The following is a 16938-nucleotide window of genomic DNA, read 5'->3' as shown; positions in this document are numbered from 1 at the left end:
AATAATTTAAATGGTTCTTAAAACTCTTCCATTTCTGCCAACCTGCCAACAGTTTCTTTTGTCCCTTTTTTAGCTAATTTATAATACTTTCACAAGCAATTAACAACTTAAGCAACCTCAACATTTAATAAACCTTCATCTTCTAATTTATATAGGGCGGTATACAATACGCCTTAGGTAATTTTTGATTTTCCATAATAATAGATTTGCATTTTAAGTATATACACAACTTTATTATGTATAAGAATCTTATGTTTTATTTTTAACAAAAATTTGAATTTAGATTAACTACTTTTGTAATATCAAAAACTAACAAATGTCAAAATTTCATACACTCAAAATTAAAGAAATAAAAAAAGAAACTAGAAATTCTATTTCTATTTTATTTGATATTCCTAAGGAATTAATTGATACTTATAAATTTATACCAGGGCAATATATAACCATAAAAACAACCTTAGAAGGAAAGGAAATAAGAAGATCTTATTCTATCTGTTCCTCGCCAGAAAGTAAGGAGTTACGAGTTGCAATTAAGGAAGTTAAAAATGGGTTGTTTTCAAACTTTGCATCTAAAAAATTAAAAGTTGGAGATTTATTAGATATTGCTCCTCCAGAGGGTAAGTTTATTATACAAACTGCAACTTCTAATCAAAAAAAATATTTAGCTTTTACAGCTGGAAGTGGAATTACTCCTGTAATGTCTATGATTAAATCCGTTTTATTCAAAGAAATTCACAGTACGTTTGTTTTGGTATATGGAAACAAATCTGAAGAAGATACTATGTTTAAATCTGAAATTGATTTATTAAAAGAACGTTATCCAGATAGATTTTTTGTTCAGTATATATTTAGTCAAAAGATTTTAGATAAAGCCATTTTAGGAAGAATCGACACATCTAACGTCAATTTTATTCTTAAAGAAAAATTCAAAAACTTTAATTTTGATAGTTTTTATTTATGTGGTCCAGAAGCTATGATCAATAACACTACTGAGACTTTACAAGAAAATGGTATTTCCCTTAGTAAAATACATTTTGAGCTTTTTACCTCCACTTATACATCAGGTGCAATTACTTCAAAAAATTTAGATGGAAATACAGAAATTACTGTTTTATTAGATGATGAAGAAACAACTTTTGAAATGTCTAAAAAGAAATTCATTTTAACAGCTGCTCTAGATCAAGGATTAGACGCTCCTTATTCTTGCCAAGGTGGAATTTGTAGTAGCTGTTTAGCAAAAGTGACCGAAGGTAACGCTATAATGGATAAAAACACTATTTTAACAGATGAGGAAATTAAGGATGGATTAATTTTAACTTGTCAGGCGCACCCTACAACCCAAAAATTAACCGTTGACTATGATGATGTTTAGAAATATAGAATTTTAAACTGCCTATGACTTTTGATGAAATTAAAGAGGCAATTCTTATTGGCTTTTTCTTAGCGTTTATGATTGGCCCTGTTTTTTTTATGCTAATTCAAACAAGTGTATTAAAAGGAGCAAGGGCAGCTATTGCCTTTGATTTAGGAGTAATACTAGGGGATATTGTTTTTATTTTAATTGCCTATTTTGGAAGTAAGAGTTTATTAGAAAAAATAAAAGATGATCCTCGGTTATTTTATGTTGGCGGCCTTATATTACTAATTTACGGTATAATTACCTACCTAGATAAAAGTCAGAAAAGAGCTGTTCAAGATGAAGCTTTAGTATTGCCTGAAAAAACAAACTACATTAAACTTTTTATAAAAGGGTTTTTACTGAACTTTATCAATATTGGTGTTTTAGGTTTTTGGTTAGGGATGATTGTTGTTGTTGGATCCAATTTACAAATGAATCCTAGTAAAATTTTCAATTACTTTTCAGTTATAATATTAAGCTATTTAATTACTGATATTGGAAAAATAACTCTCGCCAAACAATTAAAAAAATACTTAACACCTAAAGTTACTTATAAAGTAAAAAGAGTGATGGGTGTGTTACTTATGATTTTTGGGTTGGTGTTAATTTTAAAAGGATTTATACCTAAAGAAAAACTTAATATTGATAAAGTAATTGATAAGGTTGAACGCTCAAAATAACCTCTAAGATTCTAAAAAATAAATAGAGCCACTTATTCTGGCTTCTTTATAATAAATTTCATAACTATAATGACTCAAGAAAAATTAAGCGGAACTTTCAGAAATAATATTAATATAGGTTCAGAAGTTGAAATTGTTCAAAAACATCACCAGCGTTCTGGAGAGTTAACTGAAGGTTTTGTAAAACGTATTTTAACCAAATCACCTAAACATCCTCACGGAATAAAAGTGCAAATTGATACCGGTGAAGTTGGAAGAGTAAAATGGGTTATCAACTAATTTTTAAACAAATTGTTAGCCCTATCAATATCTGCCATAATTAAAGATGGATCAATTTCAACCGATTTAATTTCTTTTTCTACCTGAAATGAATACATTGGTGCTGCCCACGTCCAATCTTCTAAAATTGTTGCGGTTGAAGTTTTTTCTCCATACATCATTCGTAAAGGAATGTAAAAATTCTCTGAGGTTCCATCAGTAAATGTTACTAAAACATCTATAGGCATTGGAATTTCACCTACTCTAGCAAGTGTTACTTTCTTATCTTTAACTTTAGCAATTGCATAATCTATAGTGTGAGTTGTTTCTATCCACTCATTTAAATACCAACCTAATTGTATTCCTGAAACTTTCTCGGCAACTCTAATAAAATCATTTGGTGTTGGATGTTTAAACTTAAAGTCTTGAAAATACATTTTAAGAGTTCTTTTTAAATTTTCTTCTCCAATAATATAATTTAGTTGTGTTAAAAACATACTACCCTTATTGTAACTACCTGTGTAATAAGCTCTATTAGTATTATACCTATCCCCATGAGTTGTTAAAGGTTCGTTTAAATCATTTCTAACAGCATAAAAATAATCCCCATATTCATTATTAGAAGGTTTATCATCATTATTTCTTAAAATTTTATTTGCCGCTAGGTTAGATATATACTCCGTAAAGCCTTCATCCATCCAGGGGTGCTCACTTTCATTGGTAGCCAAAACGTGTTGAAACCAAGAATGTGCAAATTCATGAAACATCATTCCTGCAATACTTCTTGATGACTTCCCATCAGCTATAAAAGTACACATAGCATATTCCATACCTCCATCACCACCTTGTATAACCGTATATTGTTTATAAGGGTATTTCCCTATATTTTCATTATAATAATTTAAAGCTTTCTCAGTATAAGGCTGTACTGCTTTCCATGATTTTTTATACTCTGGTTCATCCTTATATAGAAAATGCAATTCGGTACCATTTTTAGCAATACGAATATCATGCTTAAAATTAGCATCTGCTGCCCACGCAAAATCATGAACTTTAGGAGCGTAAAAGTGCCACGCTAATTTTTCTTTATTTTTAATTTTTAGTGGTTTATTTATTCCTTCATAACCATGACCAATTTCTTGTGGGTTTTTTAAATAACCTGTTCCACCAATTGTGTAATTTTTATCAATATGAATTGTAACATCAAAGTTACCCCAAACACCGTGAAACTCTCTTGAAATATATGGATCTGCGTGCCATCCTTCAAAGTCATATTCAGCCATTTTCGGGTACCATTGCGCCATTGAAAGCGCCACACCATCTTTATTATTTCTACCAGCTCTTCTAATATGCTCTGGTACTTGCCCCTCAAAAACCATATTAAAAGTTACTTTTTCTCCTGGCTTTATTTTTAAATTTAATTTAACCACTAAAACTGTTCCTTCAACTTTAAATTTTACATCTTTTCCATTTTGTTTTAGAGAAAGCACTTTTAAATACCCAATTTCATTTGGTTTTAATAAGGCAATTCTACTTTCATATTTAGGATTGTTATCTGTACTGGTATTTGTTACCATTCTAAAATCAGGATCGGCAATTGAATTTAACCTAGCATCCATTTCACTATTTGGTTGAAATGCATTAAAATATAAATGGTAAAAAACTTGATTTAAAGAATCAGGTGAGTTGTTTGTATAAATAAGTTTTTGAGTTCCTTTAAATTGAAAATTCTCAACATCTACGTCTACATCCATTGTATAATCTACATGTTGCTGCCAATAAGATGTATTATTTTGCGCAAATAAAATTGTTGTTGAACTTAAAACAAATAAAAATAGGATTCTTTTCATAGGTATAAAAAATGTAAGGTTGCAATATAATAATAAGTGGTTAAAACAAAAAAACACATCCTATTTGGATGTGTTTTTTAACAGAATATTATAAAATATTATTTTTTGTTCACCATTTTATCAGCTAAAACTAACGCATTGTATGCATTAACTATTTTTCCTGAAACAGATAAACTAGAGAATTTCACTTTTTTACCTTCTCCTCCAGGTAATAAAACATCCATATCAACTTCAGTTCCTGAATTCATTAAAATATGTTTTACTTGACTAGCAGATAATTGAGGATAATAACTTCTTACCAACGTTGCTACACCGGCTGCTTCTGGAGAAGCCATTGAAGTACCACTAATTGCTTGGTATTCATCTTTAGGAAAAGTTGAATAAATTTTTACTCCAGGAGCAAAAACATCAACATTCTTTTTCCCATAATTTGAAAACGTTGCTGTTAAGTTTTCATTATAATTAATACTCATAGCTCCAATAGTTAAAACATTGTCAGCTACTTCAGTAATTTTATCATAAGAATCATTTGGCCAGTTACTTTCAACATCAATATCTTCGTTTGAATTTCCTGCTGCATGCACTAATAAAACATCATGTTTTTCAGCATATTTAATAGCATCAATTACCCAATTACGGTTAGGAGAAAAACTTTTACCAAAACTCATATTAACAACCTTAGCTCCATTATCTACTGCGTATCTAATAGCTAAAGCAACATCTTTATCTCTTTCATCACCATCTGGCACCGCTCTAACAGACATTAATTTAGCATTTGTAGCAACTCCATTCATACCTACTCCATTATTTCTAGTTGCTAAAATAATACCAGAAACGTGAGTACCATGTATTTCATCATCTTTGGATCCAATTACATTTGGATTTCCATATCCTAAGTCTAAAATATTATCTGGTTGGTCACCTACAATTGCTCTACCATCATAATCTAAATCGTAGTTTTTATTTTTCTTTTGAGAAGCATAGTATTCATTAAATCCTTTTTCGTCAAAACCATTATTAAACATTGGCATTAAACCTCCTACTTCAGCTTTAATTTTTTCATCGTCTGTTTTAACAGCTTTTAAATCTTCTAAAGTAAGCTCACCTTTTTTACCAATAAAATCCTTTACAGAATTTAATACTCCTTCTATTTGCACTAAACGCTCTAATGTTTGAAAATGTCTACTAGAAGCTTTTTCATATGCTTTTAAATAATCTTGATATTTTTCAAAATCACCTTTTTCCTCTGCAGAAATATTATCAGCAGTTTTCCCTTCAAAACGTTTATTTAATTTAGCTACTATTCTAGTAATTTCTAATTGCTCAGGAGCATCAACATTATTGCCTCCTAAAAAGTTCCATCCATTAATATCATCTACATATCCATTCTTATCATCATCTATATTATTTCCTGCAATCTCTTTTGGATTTGTCCAAATATCATCTTTTAAATCTTCATGTTCTATGTCTATCCCAGAATCAATAACAGCCACAATAACTGTTTCACCTGTTTTTCCTTCTAAAAATTTATAGGCTTTGTCTAAACTCATTCCCGGAATAGTATCCGTTGCTAAATCTGCATGCGCCCAATGCTTAAAATCTTCATCACTTACAGCCCCTTTTTTGGCTGCAATAGATACGGCAGTATCCATTGTTGGAACAGTCATATTCTTAATAGAACTACAACTTGTTAAAGTAGCTATAGAAACTGCTACAACGCAAATAGGTTTTAATATTTTCATTTTTTATCTATTTAATTAAATACTTCGTTAAATTTATATGTTTCGTTTAAACGAACTCCTTTTTCTGTATTTTTTAGGGTGCATAATTCATTAAATGCATCATGCTCTAAAAATAAAAGGTATTCCTTTTCTACTGCTTTATTTAGAAATTTAGCTTTTTCGTCCATTGTTAACAACGGTCTTGTGTCATAACCCATAACATACGGCAAAGGTATATGCCCAACAGTTGGTAATAAATCTGCCATAAAAACAATTGTTTTTCCTTTATATTGAATATGAGGAATCATTTGTTTCTCTGTATGCCCATTAGCCAATAAGATATCAAATCCTAACTCTGAGTTTTTAATAAAATCTCCTTTTGGAAGGTTTACAAAATTTAATTGACCACTTAATTCAATTGGGTTAATATTTTCCTTTAAGAATGATGCTTTTTCTCTAACATTTGGTTCTGCAGCCCATTGCCAATGATTTTTATTACTCCAAAACTTAGCATTTTTAAATGCTGGCTCGTAACCTGTGCGGTTTTTATTCCATTGAATTGCCCCACCACAATGATCAAAATGTAAATGTGTTAAAAAAACATCTGTAATATCATCTCTATGAAATCCATACTTTGCTAATGATGTATCTAAAGAGAAATCACCAAAGAAGTAATAATATCCAAAAAATTTATCTGATTGTTTGTTACCTGTTCCGGTATCAATTAATATAAGTCTTTCACCATCTTCAATAAGCATGCTACGCATACTCATATCTATAAGATTTTTATTATCTGCTGGGTTAGTCTTTTGCCAAATTACTTTGGGAACTACTCCAAACATTGCACCACCATCCAACTTAAAATTCCCGGTTTCAATAGGGTAAATTTTCATATTTACTTTAAATTAAAGTTAAAAAACCTAACAAAACCATCCTTTTAATTGAAAATTAAGTTAAAATTTCTACTATTTCACAAATATACATTAATTTACACTTAACAATATGTTAAATAAATCTAAAAAACCTAAGCAATATTGCTTAGGTTTTTGAAGAGGCGTCGAGCGGATTCGAACCGCTGTAGGAGCTTTTGCAGAGCCCAGCCTAGCCACTCGGCCACGACGCCATTATTTAGGATTGCAAATTTAATTATTTTTAATGAGTTGACAATATTTATTTATAATTAATGTTTAAGAAAGGTAATTTAAATCTTTAAATAGGTCTTTTTTTACTCATTTCAATGGTAACCATTGCAACATTACCTCCAATTGGTGGGTTTAGTTTAGAAACTGCAACATCTACCTTTTTTACTAATGGAATTTCATTTAAAACTCTCAACAATATTCTATTGGCTACTTCTTCAAGTAATTTTGAACGAATAGCCATTTCTTCTTTCACTATTCTATTTAAATGCACATAATCTACCGTGTCAGCTAAATTATCTGAAATTGCCGATTTAGATAAATTTGCCTTTATAGTTAAATCAACTCTATAATCCGATCCAATTTTACCTTCTTCAACTAAACATCCGTGGTACGCATACACTCGAATATTTTTAATTTTTATAACTCCCATTTTTATGAATTATGATTTACAAATTACGAATAAACATTTATGAAATACAAATAATCAAATATGTATTATGGTTTATAAAGCAAGAGTTCTAAATTGTAAATTATGAGTTTGGTTTTTAACCTTTTAAATAATACGTTAGGGATTGAACGGCATGTTTGAGCTCTTTTTTAGTTTTTTTAATAAAAAAAGCGAGTAGAGAAAGCCCGACCTGAAAGGTAACGCCCAAATTAATATGCTAAATTTACTTTATTTATTGCTTGTTAGTTTGTTTTGTAGCTGTATTGCCAAAAAATTCAATATTTTTGCAACTTATTAGTTTTTGAAATTATGAGTGAAGAAAAAAAATCGTTAAATTTTCTAGAACAAATTATTGAAGAAGATTTGGCTAACGGATTACCAAAAGAAAAACTTAGATTTAGATTTCCGCCAGAACCAAATGGATATTTACATATTGGTCATGCGGCTTCAATTTGTTTAAATTTTGGATTAGGTTTAAAATATAACGCTCCTGTTAATTTGCGTTTTGATGATACAAACCCAGCAAAAGAAGAACAAGAATATGTAGATTCTATCCAGCAAGATGTGCAATGGTTAGGTTTTCAGTGGGATAAAGTATTGTATTCTTCAAATTATTTTCAGCAACTATATGATTGGACAATTCAATTAATAGAAGAAGGTAAAGCTTATGTTGATAATCAATCTTCCGAAAAAATGGCTATCCAAAAAGGTACACCAACTGAACCTGGTGTTAATAGCCCAAACAGAGATAGAAGCATTGAGGAAAATTTAGACCTTTTCTTGAAAATGAAAAATGGGGATTTTGATGAAGGCTCACATGTATTGCGTGCTAAAATTGATATGAAGCATGTAAATATGCATATGCGTGATCCAATTATGTATAGAATTTTAAAGAAACACCACCATAGAACTGGTAACGATTGGTGTATTTACCCGATGTACGATTGGACTCATGGTGAGAGTGATTATTTAGAACAAGTTTCACATTCTATTTGTACTTTAGAGTTTAAAAGCCATAGAGATTTATATGATTGGTATGTAGATCAGGTTTACGACACTAACTTATTACGCCCTAAACAACGTGAGTTTGCTCGTAGAAATTTAAGTTATACTGTAATGAGTAAACGTAAATTACTACAATTGGTTGAAGAAGGTGTTGTTAATGGCTGGGACGATCCTCGTATGCCTACAATTTCAGGTTTACGTAGAAGAGGTTATACACCTGCTTCTATTCGTAATTTTAGTGAAACTGCCGGAATATCTAAACGTGATAATGTTACCGATGTTGCTTTATTAGAGCATTGTATTAAAGATGATTTAAACAAAACTGCACCTCGTGTTATGGCTGTTTTAGATCCTGTAAAAGTGATTATTACAAATTACCCTGAAGGTGAAGAAGAGTTTTTAGATGCTAATTATAACGATTATGCTGAAGGTTTTGGAAGCAGAGCCGTTCCTTTTAGTCGTGAAATTTATATTGAAAAAGAAGACTTTAGAGAAGAAGCAAATAAAAAGTTTTTTAGATTGAAACTTGGAAAAGAAGTTCGTTTAAAAAATGCCTATATAATTAAAGCTGAAAGCTGTATTAAAGACGAAAATGGAAAAGTAACAGAAATACATTGTACTTATGATGCTGATAGCCGAAGCGGAAGTGGATCTGAAGCTAGTAAACGTAAGGTTAAAGGAACTTTACATTGGGTTTCTATAAAACACGCTGTAAGTGCTAAAGTAAATGTTTACGATAGGTTATTTACTGATGAGGCTCCTGACGGACATAAAGACAAGGATTTTAAAGAATTTATAAACCCAAACTCTTTAAATACTATTGAAGCTTTTGTTGAACCTAGTTTAAAAGACGCTAAAATTTTAGATCGATTTCAGTTTCAACGATTAGGTTATTTTTGTGTTGATAAAGATTCAGCTGAAAATAATTTAATTTTTAATAGAACCGTGCCTTTACGTGATAGTTGGGCTAAGATGGAGAAATAAAATTAAACTCATATATTATATAAAAACCCGTTTCTAAAATTTAGAAACGGGTTTTTTTTAAGGTTTACATTTATTAACTGAAGAAAACCTTATTATTTTAAAAAGGTTAATCTTCCGTTTTCAAAAATATACACCTCGGTACTTGTGGAATGAACTATTAAAGATGATACAAGTTTTCTTTTTAGTAGCCTTTTTTATTTTTTAGTAATTACCAATGTTTTTAAAATAGCTTCCAATTCAAACATATAATCACGTTTATTAATGGAAGGAGCATATGTTAACCCTTCAACAATAACCAATCTATTATTAGGTTTATCAACAACGGTATAGCTTAAAAACGGACCAGCCATAAATACATTCTTTACTTCCCATTTTCCTCGAGTTTCAAATGCTTTTTTACCATCTAATTGAACTTCAAAAACATGTGGAGAGTAAGCTTCCTCTGTCATTAAATAAGAACCTTCTAGCTGACCAGGAATATATTTTTTCCCCATTGCATCTCTAATTGCAACAATATTATTTCCATTTTCATCATCTTCTGATGTAATTGGAACCGTGTATGAAATTAACTCCATACTATTATCTCCATTTAAATGATAGCGGTACCAAATAAAATCTCCGTTATCTTCTACTTTTCTGTACGTTTTCGGAATTTTAAATGAATAGCCTTGTTTCTTAAACGTTTCAATTTTAGTTGGATCTAAATATTGTTTTAATGTTTTATTTTGAACAGATTTAATATCTGCTTCTTTAAATATTGAAACAATTTTTTTACTATTTTTCTCAATTTCCTTTATTAAATCTTCTTTTGTTTTTCCAATTATGGTAATTATTTTTTGAGGAGCTGCATAAACATTTGTTTGAACATTAAAAGAAGTTTTTTCTCCAATACCAACACTTAAAACACTTCTGGTAGCTCTAAACATACTTCCAAAACTATCTGGCGGTACTTGAGTAACCTCAAATTGAGATTCAGGTTGCGGTAAACCAACAACTGGTTCTGCAATAATTTTACGTAAAACATCACCCAATTCACCTTGCCACTCGCTATTTTTCATAACTACCAACAAGTTATTAATTCTACCGTTTGCTTCTTTATAAACTTTTTTATTGTTTGAATTATCTCCACAAGAAATGAAGAAAACAATTGTTACTAGAATTACACTTAATTTTTTCATATTAAATTTTAAATATTTTCAATTTTGTTCCTGGCTTAAGACTTTTAACGCTCCAAATATTGTTCCAATCTTTAATATTTTGAACAGAAACATTAGGGTATTTTTGTGCAATTAACCAAAGGGAATCTCCAGATTTTACAATATATGTATCATATTTTCCTTTAGGCAAAAGTTTTTTTACAGGACTATTTTGAGGTTTTGACGAAGTTACATTACCCATATTTTTTGGGTAGATGGTTAAACGCTGGCCAATTTTTAAACGTGTACTTCTCATATTATTCCATCGCTTAAGACTACTAACGGATACACCAAATTTATTTGCAATTTTCCCTAAGAAATCACCACTTCTAACTCTGTATATTGTTCTTGACTTTTCTTCAATATAATTAGGTAATGGTTTTTCTCTTTTTGCTTCTTCAGCCTCTGCAAATGCATAAATTTCTTTTTCATTACTTAAAAATTTACCAATATCTTTTACTGGCAATGTAAGTGTGTAATTTCTTCCTTTAATATATGGAACAATATCTAATTTGTATTGCGGGTTTAAAAATTGAAGAACCTCAATATCAACATTTAACGTTTCATAAATCTGCTCAAAAGTTAATTGTTTTTTAATTTGAACCGTATCTGTTTCAAAATAAGCCAATGAATTTTCTTTTGCTATAATTTTGTGTTCTTTAGCATATTCAAAAATGTATAACGTAGCATAAAACGCAGGAACATAACCAGCTGTTTCTCGTGGTAAATTATGTCTTATATTCCAATAATTTTTACTGCCTCCAGATCGTCTAATTGCCTTACTTACATTTCCTGGTCCAGAATTGTAAGCTGCCAATGCTAAATCCCAATCACCAAATATTTTATACAAACTTGCCAAATACTTACAAGCTGCTTCTGTAGCTTTATAAGGGTCTGAACGCTCATCTACATAAGAACTTACTTGTAAATCGAACATTTTCCCGGTTTGGTACATAAACTGCCATAAACCCGTTGCCCCAACTCTTGAGCGAGCTCTAGGTTTTAATGCCGATTCAACAATTGCCAAATATTTTACTTCTAATGGAATATCATATTCATCCAAATGCTCTTCAAACAAAGGAAAATAAAACCTCGCTTTTTCTAATAAGTTAGAAAAGGAGGATTTTCTTCTTCTTAAATAAGTTTTTATTATACTTTCAAGTTGTGGATTGTATTCAATATGAAAAGGTGTTTTACTATCTAAAACTAGTAACCTTTCTTTCAGTAAATCGGTTGGTAATTCTTCCAATTCTGTAATAACAATTTCATCATCTCTTAAAACGTACTGAATTGTATCATATAAAGGCGATTTTATCAACTCATTTAACCACAAACTATCAATTAAAGTTGCTTCTACATGATCTTTAAATCCTGTCGAATCTGATTTTTGAAGCAATAAGGAGTCTGTGCTAGAAAACAATTCTATCACATCCTCAATTTTCTCAAAACCGATCGAATCTGATTCTATCTGAGCAAAACCAATTTTAAAAAACAGCAAAAATGGTACTATTAAATATTTATTCATTCAATATTATTCTTTTAACAATTTAGATATTTCGTCTAAATTTGGGGCCAAAATTATTTCAATCCTTCTATTTTTTGCTTTTCCTTCTCTAGTCTTATTTGAATCTACTGGTAAATATTCGCTTCTACCTGCAGCAGTAATTTGAGTAGGATCTACACCTTTATCTTTTAAAATTCTAACAATTGCCGTCGCTCTTTTTACTGATAAATCCCAGTTATCAATTAACGTAGTTCCTTTATAAGGTACGTTATCTGTATGACCTTCAATTAACACGTTTATATCTTTATTTTCAGATAGTACACTTGCCAATTGTTCAACAGCTTTTTTACCTTCTGTTCCAACAGCCCAACTACCTGAATTAAATAAAAGTTTATTTTCCATTGAAACATAAATTTTTCCGTTTTTATGAACAACAGTTAACCCATTTCCTTCAAAATTATGCAACGCACTAGAAATTGCATTTTTTAATTTTTGCATTTGAGCTTCCTTCGCTTTTATTAAACTTTGTAGTTCATCAACCTCTTCAGATCTTAAACTTAACTGTCTTTCCATTTCTTCAAGTCGTAGGCTTTCTTCTAATAATTTTCTTTCTTTTTCTTCAAGTTTAACTAACAGATCTTGATTTTTTTTAGATTGTTCAGCTAATTCTTTGGAGCTTTGAGTTGATAAAACACCGTATGATTCTTCTAAATTTTTATGTTTATTTTGAAGTGATGCATATTCATTCTCTAAAATTTGCTTTTTTGCTTGTAATTTTTTTAGATCTTCTTTTAAACTTGCAAGATCATTCTGAAGTCCTTTTTTAACCTTTAATAATTCATCATTTTCTTTAATTAATTCAGAATTTGATGTTCTTAACTTATTAAATTTTGATTCTAATTCTTGATATACTTTTTTTGAAACACAAGAACTCAACGTTAATGTTATTAATACTAAAACTGCTACTTTTTTTAACATACTTTACGTTTTTATAATTTTAGTTTATTTAATTTCTACTACTATTGGACAATGATCTGAATGTTTAGCTTCAGGTAATATGTATGCTCTTTCAATTCTATCTTTCATTGGCTCACTTACCATATTATAATCTATTCTCCAACCTTTATTGTTATTGCGAGCATTTGCTCTATAACTCCACCAGCTATAATGGTTAGGCTCTTTGTTTAAATGTCTAAATGAATCAATAAAACCACTGTCTATAAAACTACCTATCCAATCTCTTTCAACAGGTAAAAACCCTGAAACACCTTTCATTTTTGGGTTATGAATATCAATTTCTTCATGACAAATATTATAGTCTCCACAAATAATTAAATTTGGAATTTTATTTTTTAATTCATTAACATACTCTTGAAATTCAGTCATATAATTCAACTTAAAATCTAAACGAGCATCATTAGTACCTGATGGTAAATACAAGCTCATAATTGAAACATCATCAAAATCAACTCTTAAATTTCTACCTTCAAAATCCATTGACTCAATTCCTGTGCCATACTCTACATTTTTAGGTTCAATTTTAGATAAAATAGCAACACTACTATATCCTTTTTTTTCTGCTGAAAACCAATAATGGTAAGGGTAACCTGCTTGCTCAAACAATTCCAAATCTAACTGTTCTTTATGTGCCTTTGTTTCTTGAATACAAACCACATCAGGATTTGCAGCTTCTAACCATTCAATAAAGCCTTTTTTAAGAGCTGCACGTATTCCGTTTACATTATATGATATTATCTTCATTATTTATAATTCCTATTAATTTTAAATTTTTCAATTCACGGATTACCAATCCGCTATATTTCGTTTTTATAAACCTTGTCATTCCTTTGAAAACAGGAACCGATATAGTATAAAAATAAATTACTGCCTACACTTCAACTCCGCTCATTAAACGCGCAGGAACAACAAACATTTTATTCTATTTAAAACATTGATTTCAGTATTGTCTTAAGTCTACTGATTTTTTCAATTTACGGATTACAACTTTAAATCCGCAACATCTGGTTTAAAGTTTGTAAAGTTAATTGAAAGATTTAACGATTAAAAATAAAAAAATAACTAAGACTTTTATATTAACAATTACTTCTCTTAACCTCAAACGCTTTAGATTTTCCCTTATTATTTCAAAACATTAATAATCATAATTATAGAAGCTACTATTTGGGTGCCAGCAAACAAATATTTTAAATTTTTAGGTTTCGATTTTAATGCAATTTTAGCACCTGAAAAACCTCCAATCATACCTCCAACAGCTAACGGAATTGCCAAACTAAAATCGAAGAAACCTGCTCCAAGATGACCAAAAAAACCAGCGGCAGCTGAAATAAACACCAATGTTGTTGATGTTCCAACAGCAACTTGCATAGGAACACTCATAGTTAAAATCATTAAAGGCACTAGAAAGGAACCGCCTGAAACGCCTACCATACCAGAAATAAATCCAGTGAGCAATACTATAGGTATAGTTATTATAAGATTCACCTGATAACTCTCTTTGTTAGACTCTAATAAAATAACCCATTTACGGTCACTTTTCAACTTTTTTTTGGGTTTACGTAGCATAAAAAGAGCTGCTATAAACATAACAACTGCAAATACTACTTTTAATATTTTTTCGTCAAAATACTGTCCTAAAAAACCACCTGCCAAAGCTGATATAAAAATCAGCCCTCCTAATAATAGAATTAATTTCCAATGATTCATTTTCTGTGTACTAAATAGCACAGCAGCCATAAACGAAGAGCACATTAATATAAATTGCCCTGTTGAAGCTGAAATATTCATACTTACACCTGAGATTACAAGAGTAAGCACATAAAAATTTCCTCCACCTCTTCCTGTCATTGTCATAACAAATGCAATTAACATAATAATAAAAGATAAAGCCCAAATACTCATAATTTGTTACTTTTTCAAATATTTATCTCTTAATTTTCTTCGCATTACCTTGTTCGAAGCTGTTCTTGGTAGTATATCAATTTTAATTAAATCTGTTATTTTAAATAATGGATTCAATTCATTTTTAATATAATTCTTTGCAAATTCTATTCTTTCTTTATCTGAATATTCTTTATTTTTCTCAACATAAAATACAACTAATCTACTTGGACCACCATCTTTAGGTGATACTCCAATTGCAGCTGATTCTATTATAAAATCTAGCTTATTTAATACCGTTTCAATTTGAATAGAACTTACTTTTATACCTCCTAAATTTATTGCATCATCAACTCTACCATGCATTTTAAAATATCCATTCTTAAGCTCTTCTAACTGATCTCCATGCCTACGTAAAAGTTTTCCTTTATACTTTGGAGTTCCTTCAAAATAAACTTTAAAATGATTACTATTTAATAAGGTTTTAGACAAGCCCATTATTGGTGGAATTAAAAATAATTCACCTTTTTTAGTTAGCTTATTATTTTCATCTAACAATACAAATTCGCCTCCTAATGTTTGCGTTGAAAACACACTTGCATAATTTGGTTGAACAACTGTACTAGCCACATAACCTCCACCTATTTCAGTACCTCCACAGTATTCAATTACTGGTTTGTTGTTTGCCAATTCCATTAAATATTGCATCTCTGAAGGGTTTGAAACTTCTCCTGTAGAACTATAACATTTAATTGAATTCCAGTTGAACGGTTCCATACATTTTGAAAATTGCCAATATTTCACAAAACTAGGAATTACACCAAGCATTGTAACTTTTGCATTTTCCACAAATATCCCAAAATTTGCATCTGTTGGGGCACCATAGTACAAACCAATTGCCGCTTTATTTATTAATGACGCAAATACCAACCAAGGTCCCATCATCCAACCTAAATTTGTTGGCCAGCAAACAACATCATCCTTCTGAATATTATGATGATAATACCCATCACTTGCACTTTTAATTGGTGTGGTATGTGTCCACGGAATTGCTTTTGGTTCTCCTGTTGTACCAGACGAAAATAAAATTGTAATAATATCATCTGGTTGTTGAATAACTGTTTTAAAAGAAGTTTCATTCGAAAGAAAATCTGACCAAAAAACATCATTATTTCTCAATTCAGTAGGAGCTCTTGATGCTTTTATTACAACCGTTTTAGGCCCATTCGCTTCTTTTATTTTTAAATATAGTGGTAATTCTTTATTTGCTCTTTTTATTACATCTTGCGTAAAAATTACTTTGGGTTTACTAATTTTTAAACGAACAGCAATTTCATTGGGTGTAAAACTATCAGCAATTGTTACTATAGGCATTCCCGCTTTAATACCTGCCAAATAAATAGCAACAGACTCATAAGTCATTGGCATGTCTATTGCAATTTTATCACCTGTATTTAAACCCAGGTTTAACAATCCATTAGCAATTCTATTTACTAAAGATAGAAGGCCTTTTTGAGTAATCTTTTGAAGTTCTTTTCCTTCTTCTTGGTAAACTACAGCAATATCATTATCATTATTTTGAAAACAAGAATTAACAATATTTAGCTCTCCGTTTTTTAACCATTCTGAATTTTCAGCACCGTTTGAAACATCAACAATTGAAGTGTATTCTTTAGCAAGATTTATTTCAAGATTTTTAACCGTTGCATTCCAAAAATCTTCTTTATTAGATGCTGACCATTTCCAAAAATCCTTATAATTTTCAAAACCAAACTGTTGCATCATTTTGTAAATGTTGCTTCCTTCAATTATTTCTTTTGATGGAGTCCAATTTGGTCCTTTTGTCATTTTAT

14 protein-coding genes and 1 tRNA gene are annotated in these 16938 nt (G+C 30.1%); 4 read left to right on the top strand and 11 right to left on the bottom strand.

The window, feature by feature from the left end:
• The first annotated feature begins 316 nt into the window (after positions 1-316).
• The 3 genes from DAD81_RS05065 (at position 317) to DAD81_RS05055 (ending at position 2358) form a co-directional block, all read left to right on the top strand.
• A complete protein-coding gene (locus DAD81_RS05065; protein WP_111707149.1) occupies positions 317-1372 on the top strand; it encodes a ferredoxin--NADP reductase in 1056 nt (351 codons plus the stop codon).
• Positions 1373-1395: 23 nt separating this feature from the next.
• Positions 1396-2079, top strand: coding sequence for a LysE family translocator (locus tag DAD81_RS05060; RefSeq protein ID WP_111707148.1), 684 nt, complete (start codon positions 1396-1398; stop codon positions 2077-2079).
• Between the two features lie 69 nt (positions 2080-2148).
• Complete coding sequence (locus DAD81_RS05055; RefSeq protein WP_111707147.1) at positions 2149-2358, top strand: YwbE family protein; 210 nt, start codon at positions 2149-2151, stop codon at positions 2356-2358.
• On the opposite strand, the gene DAD81_RS05050 is transcribed toward DAD81_RS05055, so the two are convergent.
• From DAD81_RS05050 to folB, 5 genes are all read right to left on the bottom strand, one after another.
• Positions 2355-4187 (bottom strand): M1 family metallopeptidase, encoded by a 1833-nt coding sequence (locus tag DAD81_RS05050; protein WP_111707146.1) that lies wholly within the window; start codon positions 4185-4187, stop codon positions 2355-2357. The genes DAD81_RS05055 and DAD81_RS05050 overlap by 4 nt on opposite strands.
• A 98-nt stretch (positions 4188-4285) precedes the next feature.
• Entirely contained in the window at positions 4286-5929 is a 1644-nt protein-coding gene (locus DAD81_RS05045) for a S8 family peptidase (RefSeq protein ID WP_111707145.1), read from the bottom strand.
• Positions 5930-5940: 11 nt separating this feature from the next.
• A complete protein-coding gene (locus tag DAD81_RS05040) occupies positions 5941-6801 on the bottom strand; it encodes an MBL fold metallo-hydrolase (RefSeq protein ID WP_111707144.1) in 861 nt (286 codons plus the stop codon).
• A 159-nt stretch (positions 6802-6960) separates the two neighbouring features.
• Positions 6961-7031, bottom strand: a tRNA-Cys gene (locus DAD81_RS05035).
• 86 nt (positions 7032-7117) lie between these two features.
• On the bottom strand, positions 7118-7480 hold the full coding sequence (gene folB, locus DAD81_RS05030) for a dihydroneopterin aldolase (RefSeq protein WP_111707143.1): 363 nt from the start codon (positions 7478-7480) through the stop codon (positions 7118-7120).
• Positions 7481-7807: 327 nt separating this feature from the next.
• Here folB and DAD81_RS05025 point away from each other — a divergent pair, with 327 nt between their 5' ends.
• On the top strand, positions 7808-9487 hold the full coding sequence (locus DAD81_RS05025) for a glutamine--tRNA ligase/YqeY domain fusion protein (RefSeq protein ID WP_111707142.1): 1680 nt from the start codon (positions 7808-7810) through the stop codon (positions 9485-9487).
• Between the two features lie 194 nt (positions 9488-9681).
• On the opposite strand, the gene DAD81_RS05020 is transcribed toward DAD81_RS05025, so the two are convergent.
• The 6 genes from DAD81_RS05020 to DAD81_RS04995 form a co-directional block, all read right to left on the bottom strand.
• Complete coding sequence (locus DAD81_RS05020) at positions 9682-10665, bottom strand: DUF4837 family protein (protein WP_111707141.1); 984 nt, start codon at positions 10663-10665, stop codon at positions 9682-9684.
• Position 10666: 1 nt separating this feature from the next.
• Positions 10667-12208, bottom strand: a complete 1542-nt coding sequence (locus tag DAD81_RS05015; RefSeq protein ID WP_111707140.1) for a lytic transglycosylase domain-containing protein — start codon at positions 12206-12208, stop codon at positions 10667-10669.
• A gap of 6 nt (positions 12209-12214) precedes the next feature.
• Entirely contained in the window at positions 12215-13165 is a 951-nt protein-coding gene (locus DAD81_RS05010) for an OmpA family protein (RefSeq protein ID WP_111707139.1), read from the bottom strand.
• A gap of 24 nt (positions 13166-13189) precedes the next feature.
• Positions 13190-13948: an exodeoxyribonuclease III gene (locus tag DAD81_RS05005; RefSeq protein ID WP_111707138.1), complete on the bottom strand. Its 759-nt coding sequence runs from the start codon at positions 13946-13948 to the stop codon at positions 13190-13192.
• A 378-nt stretch (positions 13949-14326) separates the two neighbouring features.
• Positions 14327-15106, bottom strand: coding sequence for a sulfite exporter TauE/SafE family protein (locus DAD81_RS05000; RefSeq protein ID WP_111707137.1), 780 nt, complete (start codon positions 15104-15106; stop codon positions 14327-14329).
• A 6-nt stretch (positions 15107-15112) separates the two neighbouring features.
• Positions 15113-16933: an AMP-binding protein gene (locus tag DAD81_RS04995; protein ID WP_111707136.1), complete on the bottom strand. Its 1821-nt coding sequence runs from the start codon at positions 16931-16933 to the stop codon at positions 15113-15115.
• Positions 16934-16938: the final 5 nt, after the last annotated feature.

Origin of the sequence: Lutibacter citreus (assembly GCF_003260195.1) — a bacterium.
Classification (GTDB): domain Bacteria; phylum Bacteroidota; class Bacteroidia; order Flavobacteriales; family Flavobacteriaceae; genus Lutibacter; species Lutibacter citreus.
This window is presented reverse-complemented; position numbering and strand designations above follow the sequence as displayed.

Excerpts from the sequence above, each read along its gene's own strand:
- DAD81_RS05065 (WP_111707149.1), top strand. The coding sequence starts at position 317 with ATGTCAAAATTTCATACACTCAAAATTAAAGAAATAAAAAAAGAAACT.
- DAD81_RS05060 (WP_111707148.1), top strand. The coding sequence starts at position 1,396 with ATGACTTTTGATGAAATTAAAGAGGCAATTCTTATTGGCTTTTTCTTA.
- DAD81_RS05055 (WP_111707147.1), top strand. The coding sequence starts at position 2,149 with ATGACTCAAGAAAAATTAAGCGGAACTTTCAGAAATAATATTAATATA.
- DAD81_RS05050 (WP_111707146.1), bottom strand. The coding sequence starts at position 4,187 with ATGAAAAGAATCCTATTTTTATTTGTTTTAAGTTCAACAACAATTTTA.
- DAD81_RS05045 (WP_111707145.1), bottom strand. The coding sequence starts at position 5,929 with ATGAAAATATTAAAACCTATTTGCGTTGTAGCAGTTTCTATAGCTACT.
- DAD81_RS05040 (WP_111707144.1), bottom strand. The coding sequence starts at position 6,801 with ATGAAAATTTACCCTATTGAAACCGGGAATTTTAAGTTGGATGGTGGT.
- folB (WP_111707143.1), bottom strand. The coding sequence starts at position 7,480 with ATGGGAGTTATAAAAATTAAAAATATTCGAGTGTATGCGTACCACGGA.
- DAD81_RS05025 (WP_111707142.1), top strand. The coding sequence starts at position 7,808 with ATGAGTGAAGAAAAAAAATCGTTAAATTTTCTAGAACAAATTATTGAA.
- DAD81_RS05020 (WP_111707141.1), bottom strand. The coding sequence starts at position 10,665 with ATGAAAAAATTAAGTGTAATTCTAGTAACAATTGTTTTCTTCATTTCT.
- DAD81_RS05015 (WP_111707140.1), bottom strand. The coding sequence starts at position 12,208 with ATGAATAAATATTTAATAGTACCATTTTTGCTGTTTTTTAAAATTGGT.
- DAD81_RS05010 (WP_111707139.1), bottom strand. The coding sequence starts at position 13,165 with ATGTTAAAAAAAGTAGCAGTTTTAGTATTAATAACATTAACGTTGAGT.
- DAD81_RS05005 (WP_111707138.1), bottom strand. The coding sequence starts at position 13,948 with ATGAAGATAATATCATATAATGTAAACGGAATACGTGCAGCTCTTAAA.
- DAD81_RS05000 (WP_111707137.1), bottom strand. The coding sequence starts at position 15,106 with ATGAGTATTTGGGCTTTATCTTTTATTATTATGTTAATTGCATTTGTT.
- DAD81_RS04995 (WP_111707136.1), bottom strand. The coding sequence starts at position 16,933 with ATGACAAAAGGACCAAATTGGACTCCATCAAAAGAAATAATTGAAGGA.